The following is an 11,714-nucleotide window of genomic DNA, read 5'->3' as shown; positions in this document are numbered from 1 at the left end:
CGGGGAGGAGCTGGCGCACGGTCGCCGACGGTACAACCCCACAGCCCACCCCCCGGTGTCCCCAGGCAGGGTGGGGAAATCCCTGTGAAATCCACAGGTCGTCCCCTTCCAGCACACAGGCAGATGTCCGTAGGGTGAACTCCGTCACATGGCTGCGACGCGGGGTCTCCGGAATGGTGGTGTTGCGTCTTTCCGTGGCGGGTTTGGACGGCTCCTTGGGGGTCCCTCGCCCAGGCCGGCTCCCCTTGCGAGGGGGTCCGGTCGGGCATCCCCCTGACCTGGGGAACCCGCGTCGCAGCCGACCGCAGCACCGTTGCCGCGACCACCCTCGGTGCAGGGCCGGTGACGGGGCGCGAATCACACCGATGTGAAAAGGGGATTGACGGCCCCAAATCACAGTGGTGTAATGCCCGAACATCTTGTGGCCCGGAAGCGTCGGGGGGCGTTGCCGACACAACATGTTGTACCTGCAGCACCAGGGGGTAGACATGGTTGTGCCGGTGAGGTGCGCCGCCGTCCGGGCAGAGACCGCCCCGCAGCACACCCGCAGCACACCCACCCGCAGCACACCACCGCCGATCCCGGCACGGAGGAAGTTTCATGGCACTGGCGCCCGAGCACACCGGCATCGGCATCCGGCGGCACTTCACCACCCAGGGGGTCCACCCCTACGACGAGGTCGAGTGGGAGCGTCGTGACGCCCGCATCTCGAACTACCGCGACGGCACGGTGGCCTTCGAGCAGCTCGACGTCGAGTTCCCGGTGGACTGGTCGCTGAACGCCACCAACATCGTCGCCCAGAAGTACTTCCGGGGCACCCTCGGCACGCCCGAGCGCGAGTCGTCGCTGCGCCAGGTGATCGACCGCGTCGCCGACACCATCACCGAGTGGGGCCGCCGCGACGGCTACTTCACCGACGAGGCCGAGGCCGAGGCCTTCCGCAACGAGCTCAAGCACCTCGTGGTCACCCAGAAGGCCGCCTTCAACTCGCCGGTGTGGTTCAACATCGGCGTGCGGGGCGTCCCCCAGCAGGCGTCGGCCTGCTTCATCCTCCACGTCGACGACACCATGGACTCGATCCTCAACTGGTACGTCGAGGAGGGCACCATCTTCAAGGGCGGCTCCGGCGCCGGCATCAACCTTTCGGGCATCCGCTCGTCGGTCGAGCTGCTCAAGGGCGGCGGCACCGCCTCCGGCCCCGTCAGCTTCATGCGGGGCGCCGACGCCTCCGCCGGCACCATCAAGTCCGGCGGCAAGACCCGCCGTGCCGCCAAGATGGTCATCCTCAACGTCGACCACCCCGACGTCGAGGAGTTCATCTGGTGCAAGAGCCGTGAGGAGAAGAAGGCCCGCGTGCTCGCCGCCGCCGGCTTCGACATGGACCTCGACGGCCACGACAGCCACTCCACCCAGTACCAGAACGCCAACAACTCGGTGCGGGTCACCGACGAGTTCATGCAGGCCGTGCTCGACGACGCCGACTGGGACCTCAAGGCGGTCAAGACCGGCGAGTCGGTCAAGACGGTCCGGGCCCGCGACCTCATGCGTCAGATCTCCCAGGCCACCTGGGAGTGCGCTGACCCGGGCATGCAGTTCGACACCACCATCAACCGCTGGCACACCGCGGCCAACACCGGGCGCATCAACGGCTCGAACCCGTGCTCGGAGTACATGCACCTCGACAACTCGGCGTGCAACCTGGCCAGCCTCAACCTCCTGAAGTTCCTCGACGACGCCGACACCTTCGACGTCGAGGGCTTCCGGGCCGCGGTCGAGGTCGTGTTCACCGCCCAGGAGATCCTGGTCGGCAACGCCGACTACCCGACCGAGCCCATCGCCGAGAACTCCCGCCGCTTCCGCCAGCTCGGCATCGGCTACGCCAACCTCGGCGCCATGCTGATGGCCCTCGGCCTGCCCTACGACTCCGAGGAGGGCCGGGCCTGGGCCGCCGCGGTCACCGCGCTGATGACGGGCCACGCCTACGCCACCTCGGCCCGCACCGCCACCCGCATGGGGCCGTTCGCGGGCTACGCCGAGAACGCCGAGCACATGCTGCGCGTCCTCGACATGCACCGCCAGGAGGCCGCCAAGATCGACGAGGAGCTGGTGCCCACGGACCTGCTCGGCGCCGCCCAGCAGTCGTGGGACGCCGCCTGCGAGATCGCCGAGACGAGCGGCGTGCGCAACAGCCAGGCCAGTGTCCTGGCCCCCACCGGCACCATCGGCCTGATGATGGACTGCGACACCACCGGCATCGAGCCCGACCTCGGCCTCTGCAAGATGAAGAAGCTGGTGGGCGGCGGCACCATGACCATCGTCAACCAGACGGTGCCCCGGGCCCTCACCCGTCTCGGCTACACGCCCGAGCAGATCGACGCCATCGTCGCCCACATCGACGAGCACAAGACCATCCTCGGGGCGCCCGAGCTGGCCGCCGAGCACGTCGCCGTGTTCGCCTGCTCGATGGGGGACAACCCCATCCACTACCTCGGCCACGTGAAGATGATGGGTGCGGTCCAGCCCTTCATCTCGGGGGCCATCTCCAAGACGGTGAACATGCCCGAGGACGTCAGCGTCGAGGACGTCGAGCAGCTCCACATCGACGCCTGGAAGCTGGGCGTCAAGGCCGTCGCCATCTACCGCGACAACTGCAAGGTGGCCCAGCCCCTCGCCATGGCCAAGTCCGATGCCGCCGAGGCCCAGGACGCGGCGGACGCCGCTGCGGCGGCCGGCGCTGCGGGTGGCACCCAGATCGTCGAGCGCATCGTCGAGAAGATCGTCTACGAGCCGATCCGCAGCCGCCTGCCCCGCACTCGCACGTCGCGCACGTTCGAGTTCCGGGTGGCCGACTGCAAGGGCTTCGTCACCGTCGGCGAGTACGAGGACGGCCGACCGGGCGAGATCTTCGTCCGGGTGTCGAAGCAGGGCTCCACCCTCGCCGGCATCATGGACGCCTTCGCCATCTCCATCAGCCACGGCCTGCAGTACGGGGTGCCGCTGCGCAGCTTCATCGAGGCCTTCACCGGCATGCGCTTCGAGCCCGCCGGCATGACCGACGACCCCGACATCCGCTTCGCCACCAGCCTGATGGACTACCTGTTCCGTCGCCTGGCCATCCTCTACCTGACCCAGGAGGAGCGGGCCGAGCTCGGCATCCTCACCGTGGGTGAGCGCACCCAGCCCACCCTGCCGGGTGTCGAGGAGACGGTCACCGAGACGTCGCAGGGCATGGACGTGGCCGCCGACCCGCCGTCGATCGAGTCGGCGTCCACCCTGGCGGTGCAGATGTCGCTGGCGCCCACCTCGGGCCCGGCCTCGGATGCGCCCATGTGCATGCAGTGCGGGGTCCAGATGCAGCGGGCCGGCTCGTGCCACGCCTGCCCCAGCTGCGGCTCCACCAGCGGCTGCAGCTGATCCCGGCGGCGCCCATCGGGTGCCGGCGGTCGGACCGACGGGGGAGGGGCCCTTCGGGGCCCCTCCCCCGCGTCAGGGGGCGGCGGGGCGCCGGCCGGGGAGGAGCATCGCGACGACGCCGTCGGCGTGGCGGTCGACGAGGTCGGGGCGGGCAGGGTCCTCGCCGTGGAGGCGCTCGAACTCGGGGGCGTTGACGTAGACGAGCGACGCCGCACCGACGATCACGTGGTGGACGAAGCGGTCGTCGAGAGGTGCGGCGACGCCAGCGTCGCGCAGGCGTCGCCACGCGGCCCGGCTGCGCTCGGCGAGCGGGCGAACGTGGGTGTCGACCAGCCAGTCGAGGCGGGTCGTCCGCGCCGTCGCCTCGTGCACCACGATGCGGTTGAGTTCGGGGTGTGCGGCAGCGAAGCGCACGAAGCGGCCGATGGTGCCGGCCAGCGTCTCGGCCAGTACGTCCACGTCGAGGGCGTCCGCTCCCTCGGAGCCGTGCGGCGGGAGGTCGCCGAGGGCCTCGACGAGCCCACCGAAGAGGTGGTCGACGCTGGCCCGCCACAGGGCCTCCTTGGAGGCGAAGTGGTAGTTGATCTGGGGCTGGTGGGCGCCGGCGCGCCGGGCAATGGACGCGGTCGAGGCGCCGTCGAAGCCGTGGGCGGCGAACTCCTCCAGCGCGGCCTCGAGGAGCTCTTCGCGGAGCCCGGGCCGGTGTCGGCGGCGAGCCCGACCGGGCGGCGCCGGATCTCGGGCGGGCTGGTCCTCCACGGCACTATGTTATCGATCGATAACAATGAGGAGAGCGACCATGGATCTGCTACCCCTGTCCGATGACCCGTTCGTGCTGCCCACCGATCGGGACATGCTCCCGTCCGAGCGGCGGGCGTTCGTCAACACCCACCGGACGTGCGTGCTGGGCTACACCCGCCGTGACGACGGGCCCGCGATGTCGGTCGTCTACTACATCCCCACCGACGACGGGGAGCTCCTCGTGGCCACGATGGGGGCTCGGGCCAAGGCCAGGGCCGCCGAGCGTCTCGGCAAGGTGAGCCTGCTCGTGCTCGACGAGCAGTTCCCGGTCGGCTACCTGCAGGTGTATTGCGACGTGGTCGTCGAGCGCGACCCCGAGGTGGTGGTCGACGTGATGATGGCGGTCGCCGGCCGCATGTCGGGCCAGCCCCTCGGTGAGGAGGCCCGGCCCTTCGTGGCCCAGATGGCCGAGGACGAGGGCCGGGTGGTTCTGCGCTGCCGGCCCTACGCCACCTTCGCCACGCCGCCTCGCCACCTCCATTCGAACGACCAGGAGGAGCCGGTCACGCACTGGCTCTCGGGCACCGTCCCCTGGGACGCCGCCGATCCGGCCTGAGCGGGAGCGGCGATCGCTCGGCCCGCTCGACGCGGTCCGTCGACATCCGCCCCCGCAACTCAGCGCGGGTCGACGTCGGCGAGGACGAGGCGGGTGAGGCGATCGAGCCACACATCGTCGCCGTTCCAGGCGTGGTAGCCGAGGTGACCCAGGCCGATGTGCAGGCGACAGGCGTGCAGGCGGCGGTCGACGTCGCCGCCGACGGTGAGGCGGCCGTCGGCCAGGGCGGCAGCGAGGAGCGCCGCGCCGGGCACGGCGGGCTGCCACGGCTGCCAGTAGGTGAGCCACGCGACCTCGTGCAGCGGGTCGCCGTACAAGGCCGATCCCCAGTCGAGCACGGCGGTGATGCGGCCGCGGTCGACGAGCACGTTCGCGTTCGTGAGGTCGGCGTGGACGACGCCGACCGGCGGATCGATGGCGTCGGCGAGGCGAGCAAGTGTCGCGACCCCGGCGTCGAAGGCCGCCTGGGCCTCGGGGTGCGCAGCCAGGGCCGTGCTCCAGCCGGCGATCCGGTGGCCGGGTCCGTCCTCGGTGACCTCGAGCAGGAACGAGCGCCAGGTGGCGTGCGGCGCGACGCCGTCGCCGTCCCAGCGCCCCACGCCCAGGTCGGCGTCGTAGGGCAGAGCGGCCGCGGTGGCGATCAGGTCGACCACCTCCGGGATGAGCGCGGGCCACCCGGCGGGGGAGGCGGTCTCGAGCGGCGTGCCGTGCGCGCGCATGGTGACCGCGAACCACCAGCCCGCCGGATCGTCCAGGCCGGCGGCGGTGCCGGGATCGACCGCGCCGCCATCGACGGGGCCGAGGTCGACGAACGCCGGGACGGGGAGGGCCGGGGACCGCCAGTCGGCGGCCCGGGCGTCCTTGCGGTAGTCCTCGGGGTGGCGGCCGAAGCGGGCGACGAGGTCGGCGCCCTCGTGGCGGAAGGCGAACGCGTCCGACCAGTTGCCGCCGCTCAGGGGCTCGACGGTGATGGCCGGATCGGCGAAGCGCTCGCGCAGGAACGCCGCCGCCGCCCCGGCGTCGAACCGGTCACGTGTCCGCACGCGCCCATGGTCGGCGCCGAGCCGGTCCTGCGCCCAGGGAATATCGCGGGGCCAGGCCGGATCAGCAGACGGCGATGGCGTGGAAGCCGTTGTTGTTCAGCGCCTGGTCGGCCTCCTTGCGCACCACGACGGTGAGCTCGGCGCCGTCGATGGCGAACGAGACGTACGAGTCGAACGTGCCCGTCACCACCTCGGCCACCGGGGTGACCGAGATCGCGCAGTCGGCGAGGGATCGGCTGAAGGTGAGCTTGTAGACGCCGGTCTGGGGGTGGGTGGCGCTGATGCCGCCGCGGGTGAACGCGTTGCCGTTGGCCTGCACGGTGAAGAACATCCGGGGTGAGCGCCCGAGCGACGTGGTGGCCATGTCGAGGCGGGACAGGCGGCCATCTGCGACGTCGGCGGCGATGATCGTGCCGTCGACGATGTCGGCGCTGCGCACCGTGGCCACGGCGTAGGCCGTGCCGGACAGGGCGAGGACGAGTGCCAGGGTGCTGGCCACCACGGCGTAGCGGGTCCCCCAGGAACGGGTGCGCATCGAACGGTCCTTTCCGCCCCCGACCGTCGGGGAACGTCCGACAGCATGGCCGAGCCGGGCAGGCGGCGGTCGGACTCAGCCGGCGGTGTCGTCGTGCCCCGGGCGCACCGAGCCCACCTGAAGGGCGAGGGTCGAGACGAGCACCGGGGTGGCGAAGCCGCGGAGGGTGACCTCGCCGACGGGAGAGAGTCGCGGGTCGGCGTCGCCGTGGGCCGCTGCGAACCCCGCCTCGACGAGCACCTGGCCGCCGTCGGCGGCGGCGCAGAGGCGGGCCGCCAGGTTGACCACCGGGCCGTGGACGTCGCCTTCCTGCCACACGACGGGACCCGAGGCCAGGCCCACGCGCAGGCCGTCGAGGCGCTCATCGCCGGCCGCCCACGTCGTCAGCTCCGTGGCGATCGCCAGCGCCGACGCGGTGTCGGGGGTGGTGAACAGGATGCCGTCGCCGATGGTCTTCACCAGGCGGCCGTCGGCGCGTGCCACCGCGTCGGTCGCCACGCGCTCGAGGTCGGCGGCCAGCCGGGCGGTGCCCGCCGGGTCGAGCCGGTGGGCGAGCTCGGTCGAGCCCACCAGGTCGGCGAACCCGACGCTCAGGAGCGCCCGGTCGCGGCCGGCGGTGAACGTCGTGGCGTCGAGCCGGCGTTGGGCCGCCTCGAGGTGGTGGCGGAACGCGGACTCGAAGACCCCAGGGATGGCGTCCGCCGCCAGCTGGGCCGTCAGGTTGGCCTGCGCCAGCTCGACGGGTGGACGACCCTCGGCCTCGAGCGTGGCCTGGACGTCGACCACGAACATGGCCACCGCGGCTTCGGCCACCTGTGCCGCCGCCCGTCCGAGGGCGCGGCTGAACTGGGCCAGGCGCTCGGCGCCGAAGATCGCGGCGGCCTGGTCGAAGGCCGCGAACGTGGGGGCGTCCGAGGGCCACCACAGCTCGGCATCGGGCGGCGGGTCCGCGAACCCGATCGCGCGCCACGCCGGGGCGATCGATGCCGGGTCCACCGCGGCGAGGCCGGCGACGGTGACGGCGTCGACCGGCGTCTGGTGTCGCCGCAGGTGGGCGTCGGCGGCCGCCGCCGTGAGACGGCCCGCAGCGTCGGCCGCCACCAGCTCGTCGATGCTGCACCCCTGGTCGAGGAGGTACGCGAGCAGCTCGCGCCGGCCGGCGGCCCCGGGAGCGGTCGGGTCGAGCAGGCCGGCAGCCTCGAGCTCGGCGTCGATCGTGTCGCGGTCGGTCACGAAGCGGGGCCGGACGGCGGCTGCCAGCCGGGCGGCTGGTCCACCACCCGGATCCACCGGAGCTTGTGGCACTGGGAGCAGCGGCCGAGGATGCGCTTGCCCTTCGAGCGGGCCTTGATGCGCAGGACGCCGTGATCCACCGCGCGCGCCCAGCGGTCGCAGTGCGGGCAGTGCAGCCACCAGTTCTCGGGAGCGATGCTCACCACGCCGATGCTACGAAGCCGCGGCCGGCGGTGCCCGGAAGGGTGGGGATCGGCCCGTTTCGTGGCATCCTGACATGCCCGAATTGCCGGAGCCGAGCCCCTGCGCGGGGGACTGCGGCGGACCCCAGGAGTGCAGCCCTTGTTCGAAGTCGGCGATCGCGTCGTGTATCCCCACCACGGCGCCGCAGTGATCGAGCGCAAAGAGAAGCGCGAGGTCTTCGGCGAGAAGAAGGAGTACCTGGTGCTGCGCATGGCCCACGGTGACCTCATGCTCTCGGTGCCCTCGGACAACGCCGAGGCCGTCGGCATGCGCCGGCCGATCGCCCGCGAGGACGTCGACGACCTGTTCCAGCTCCTGGCCAAGCGTGACGTGCGCGAGCCCTCCAACTGGAGCCGCCGGTTCAAGAACCACCAGGAGAAGCTGAAGTCGGGCGACGTCTACCAGGTGGCCGAGGTGGTCCGGAATCTGGCCCTGCGCGACGCCGACCGCGGTCTCTCCGCCGGCGAGAAGTCGATGCTGGTCAAGGCGCGGGGCGTGCTCGTCTCCGAGCTGAGCTTCGCCCTCGACGTGTCCGAGGACGAGGCGCTCGACCAGGTCACCCAGCAGCTCTCCTAGTCGACCAGGGTCGGCCGGGCGCCGGCGCCCGGGAGGCGGCGAGGACCGAGTGGACGCAGCGAGACGCGAGAGCGGCCGCCCCGGCTGCTCTCCCTCGGGGCGATGAGGGTGAGGGCCGGGACGGCCGCAGTGGGCCAGCGGGGCGGCGTGCCCGTGGGGGCTAGCTGCCGCCGCTGGTGGTGACCGGCGCCGGTGCGGGGGCCGGGGCCGGAGCTGATGCGGGAGCCGGCGCGGGTGCCGCGGCGGCCGGCGCCGACGAGCCGGAGCTCGCCGACGAGCCACTGGATCCGGACGAGCCGGACGAGCCGGACGAACCGCTCGATGAACCCCCGCTCGAGGGGACCTCGACGTAGCGGGGGCGCACGATGATGATGCGTGGGGGCGCCGTCGAGGTCGTGGTGGTCACCAGTGGGCGGTCGACGACCGGTGCGTTCGCGGCCGTCGCGTCCTCGGGCGGGTTGGCCAGGCCCATCGCCGCGACCATCCCGAACGCCGCGGTGGTGGCGGCGCCGGCGGTCAGGATCCGGGTGGCGGCCGCCGCATGGGGACGCTTGTTCCGGGTGGACCGGGCGGAGGCCCTGCCCGAGGCCTTCCCTTTGCCGTTCGGGCCACCGTCACCGGCGACGCCGAGCGGTGCGTTGAAACCTTCAGTCATCGTCTTCGTCGTGGTCGTCGTCGTCGCTGTGGTCGTCGCTGTGGTCGTCGTCGCCGTGGTCGTCGCCGTCGTCGTCGTCGCTGAAGGTGGGCGTCGGGGCCGGAGCCGGCGCCGGGGCGGTGGCCGCAGGGGTCGGGGTCGGGGCGGGCGCCGCGGGCGCGGGCGCGCCGCCGGACGACTCGAAGCCGCTCGACGAGGAACCGCCGCCGCCCGCAGCGGGCACCGGGATGTCCTGGTAGATGATGGTGACGTCGGGCGTGGCCTCGGTGGTCGTGGTGGTGGGCGCGGCCAGCGATGCCGCGCTCTTCACGTCGAGGTTGCCCACCGTGCTGGCCTGGGCGCCGAGCAGTCCGAAGTTCACCGCCATGGCCGCCCCGGCGGCGGCCACCGTCCCGGCGATGGTTCCTGCGACGGCGAGTGCCTTGCGTCGTTCCATGGGGTTCCTCCCGGTTGCGATCCGACCACCGGACCGTACGAGAGGCATCGACAACCCCGAGGCAGCCAAGAGTTAAGGCTTGGCAAAGTTCGCCGCAGCGGCACCGATCAGCACGGAATCGTGCGACGGTGGTGACGTGCGGTTGCTGCTGGTGGAAGACGACGACGCCATCGCGGGCCCGTTGGTCAAGGGTCTGGGGCGAGAGGGGTTCGAGGTGACGCGCGTGGCGACGGGGGCGGACGCCCTCGCCGCCGAGCCTGCCGACCTCGTGCTCTTGGACCTCGGACTGCCTGACATCGACGGGTACGAGGTGTGCCGGCGTCTGCGCTCCGAGTCCGAGGTGCCCATCATCGTCATCACCGCGCGGGGCGACGAGGTCGACCGGGTGGTGGGCCTCGAGCTCGGCGCCGACGACTACGTGGTGAAGCCCTTCGGCTTCCGTGAGCTGGTCGCCCGCATCCGGGCCGTCAGTCGCCGGGCCGCCAGCCGCCAGGCGGTCGCCGGCGACGGCGACACCGAGGCGGACCCGGTGCTGCGGGCGGGACGCGTGGAGGTCGACACCCGCACGCGCCGCGCCACCGTCGACGGCGGTGAGATCTCGCTCACCCGCAAGGAGTTCGACCTCCTCGCGTTGTTGGCCAGCGACCCGGGCGCCACGCGCACCCGCGACGAGATCCTCGAGGAGGTGTGGGACGCCCACTGGTACGGGCCCACCAAGACGCTCGACGTCCATGTGGCGTCGCTGCGCAAGAAGCTGGGCGACCCGACCCTCATCGAGACGGTGCGGGGGGTGGGTTTCCGGCTCGGGACCGGGCCGTGACCCGTCGCCTCCTCGTCGGGTATCTCACCCTCACCGTCCTCGTGCTCGTCATCCTCGAGGTGCCGCTGGGCATCTCCTATGCCCGCCGCCAGATCGATGAGCTCACCTTCGACGTCGAGCGTGATGCCGTGGCCCTCGCCTCCCTCTCCGAGGACGTGCTCGAGGGCACCCAGGACCTCGATCTCCAGTCCGTGGCCGAGGCCTACCAGGAGCGCACCGGTGGACGTGTCGTGATCGTGGACGACCAGGGCGACGTGGTGGCCGACTCCGACCCGTTCCGCCCGGGCGACCGCTCCTTCGCCAGCCGCCCCGAGATCGACACCGCGCTCGGCGGTGGGGTGGCCACCGGCACCCGTCGGTCCGAGACCCTGGACGAGAACCTGCTCTACGTGGCCGTGCCGGTGGCGTCGGGGGGAGAGGTGCACGGCGCCGTGCGCATCACCTACCCGACGTCGGCCGTCGACGAGCGCGTGCAGCGGAACTGGGCCCGGCTCGGGCTCGTGGCGCTCGTCACGCTCGCCGCGGCGACGGTGGTCGGCATCGTCCTGGCCCGCTCCGTCACCCGGCCGTTGCGCCGCCTCCAGGAGACCGCCACCCGCCTCGGCCACGGCGACCTCGAAGCCCGCACGCCGACCGACGAGGGCCCGCCCGAGGTCCGCTCGCTCTCGGTCGCGTTCAACGACACCGCGACGCGACTCGAGCAGCTCGTCACGGCCCAGGAGGCCTTCGTGGCCGACGCCTCGCACCAATTGCGGACGCCGCTCACCGCGCTGCGCCTGCAGCTCGAGAACGTGCGCGAGGAGGTCGGTCCTGACGAGGCGGAGGAGGTCGAGGCTGCTCTCGGTGAGGTCGGGCGCCTGTCGCGTCTCGTCGACGGGCTGTTGGCGCTGGCCCGGGCGGAACGCACCTCCACCACCGTCACGGCCGAGATCATCGACCTGGGAGCGCTGCTCGACGAACGTCGGGAGGTGTGGGCGCCCGTGGCCGCCGAGCAGGGGGTGGCGCTGGCCCTCGACACGGGGGACCAGCCCGTGCGGGTGCTGGCCACGCCCGACCATGTGGCCGGCGTCGTCGACAACCTGCTCGCCAACGCCCTCGACGTGTCGGCGCCGGGGAGCACCGTCACCTTGTCCTCTCGCAGCTCGGCGCGCGACGCCGAGGCCCACGTCGTCGACGAGGGGCCGGGCCTGAGCGACGACGAGCGCGCCCGCGCCTTCGACCGGTTCTGGACCACGCCGTCGGCCGGGCGACGGCTCGGGGGCAGCGGCCTGGGCCTCCCCATAGCCCGCCAACTGGCCCGCATCGACGGCGGCGACCTCGAGCTGCGAGCGGCGCCGACCGGTGGCATCGACGCCGTGCTGCGGCTCCCGGCGGCGCGCTGAGGACTCGTCGCCCCGCCCCT

12 protein-coding genes are annotated in these 11,714 nt (G+C 72.4%); 5 read left to right on the top strand and 7 right to left on the bottom strand.

The features are described 5' to 3' along the window. Window positions 1-600: 600 nt before the first annotated feature. Entirely contained in the window at window positions 601-3,414 is a 2,814-nt protein-coding gene (locus tag JNK12_04390; protein MBL8775140.1) for a vitamin B12-dependent ribonucleotide reductase, read from the top strand. Between the two features lie 72 nt (window positions 3,415-3,486). Here the strand turns inward: JNK12_04390 and JNK12_04385 are convergent, their stop codons facing one another. After that, window positions 3,487-4,173, bottom strand: coding sequence for a TetR/AcrR family transcriptional regulator (locus tag JNK12_04385; GenBank protein MBL8775139.1), 687 nt, complete (start codon window positions 4,171-4,173; stop codon window positions 3,487-3,489). 40 nt (window positions 4,174-4,213) lie between these two features. Here JNK12_04385 and JNK12_04380 point away from each other — a divergent pair, with 40 nt between their 5' ends. Further along, window positions 4,214-4,771 carry a pyridoxamine 5'-phosphate oxidase family protein gene (locus tag JNK12_04380; GenBank protein MBL8775138.1) on the top strand — a complete coding sequence of 186 codons (558 nt, stop codon included), beginning with the start codon at window positions 4,214-4,216 and terminating at the stop codon, window positions 4,769-4,771. 59 nt (window positions 4,772-4,830) lie between these two features. Here JNK12_04380 and JNK12_04375 read toward each other — a convergent pair whose 3' ends face one another. The 4 genes from JNK12_04375 to JNK12_04360 all read right to left on the bottom strand — a co-directional run bounded on the left by JNK12_04375 (window position 4,831) and on the right by JNK12_04360 (window position 7,785). Continuing rightward, complete coding sequence (locus JNK12_04375) at window positions 4,831-5,814, bottom strand: aminoglycoside phosphotransferase family protein (GenBank protein MBL8775137.1); 984 nt, start codon at window positions 5,812-5,814, stop codon at window positions 4,831-4,833. A 61-nt stretch (window positions 5,815-5,875) separates the two neighbouring features. Next, window positions 5,876-6,349: a hypothetical protein gene (locus JNK12_04370; GenBank protein MBL8775136.1), complete on the bottom strand. Its 474-nt coding sequence runs from the start codon at window positions 6,347-6,349 to the stop codon at window positions 5,876-5,878. A gap of 75 nt (window positions 6,350-6,424) precedes the next feature. After that, entirely contained in the window at window positions 6,425-7,582 is a 1,158-nt protein-coding gene (locus JNK12_04365; GenBank protein MBL8775135.1) for an adenylate/guanylate cyclase domain-containing protein, read from the bottom strand. Further along, window positions 7,579-7,785: a hypothetical protein gene (locus tag JNK12_04360; GenBank protein MBL8775134.1), complete on the bottom strand. Its 207-nt coding sequence runs from the start codon at window positions 7,783-7,785 to the stop codon at window positions 7,579-7,581. The genes JNK12_04365 and JNK12_04360 overlap by 4 nt, the downstream gene beginning before the upstream one ends. Window positions 7,786-7,924: 139 nt before the next feature. On the opposite strand from JNK12_04360, the gene JNK12_04355 reads away from it, so the two are divergent. Beyond that, window positions 7,925-8,401, top strand: a complete 477-nt coding sequence (locus JNK12_04355) for a CarD family transcriptional regulator (GenBank protein ID MBL8775133.1) — start codon at window positions 7,925-7,927, stop codon at window positions 8,399-8,401. A gap of 160 nt (window positions 8,402-8,561) precedes the next feature. Here JNK12_04355 and JNK12_04350 read toward each other — a convergent pair whose 3' ends face one another. Further along, complete coding sequence (locus JNK12_04350) at window positions 8,562-9,056, bottom strand: hypothetical protein (protein MBL8775132.1); 495 nt, start codon at window positions 9,054-9,056, stop codon at window positions 8,562-8,564. Then, window positions 9,049-9,492 (bottom strand): hypothetical protein, encoded by a 444-nt coding sequence (locus JNK12_04345; GenBank protein MBL8775131.1) that lies wholly within the window; start codon window positions 9,490-9,492, stop codon window positions 9,049-9,051. The genes JNK12_04350 and JNK12_04345 overlap by 8 nt, the downstream gene beginning before the upstream one ends. A 136-nt stretch (window positions 9,493-9,628) precedes the next feature. On the opposite strand from JNK12_04345, the gene JNK12_04340 reads away from it, so the two are divergent. After that, the gene (locus JNK12_04340; protein ID MBL8775130.1) at window positions 9,629-10,312 is read left to right on the top strand and encodes a response regulator transcription factor; all 684 of its coding nucleotides are present in this window, start codon (window positions 9,629-9,631) and stop codon (window positions 10,310-10,312) included. Beyond that, window positions 10,309-11,694 carry a HAMP domain-containing protein gene (locus tag JNK12_04335; GenBank protein ID MBL8775129.1) on the top strand — a complete coding sequence of 462 codons (1,386 nt, stop codon included), beginning with the start codon at window positions 10,309-10,311 and terminating at the stop codon, window positions 11,692-11,694. The genes JNK12_04340 and JNK12_04335 overlap by 4 nt, the downstream gene beginning before the upstream one ends. Window positions 11,695-11,714: the final 20 nt, after the last annotated feature.

The organism is Acidimicrobiales bacterium, assembly GCA_016794585.1.
Lineage (GTDB): Bacteria > Actinomycetota > Acidimicrobiia > Acidimicrobiales > DATDAH01 > JAEUJM01.
This window is presented reverse-complemented; position numbering and strand designations above follow the sequence as displayed.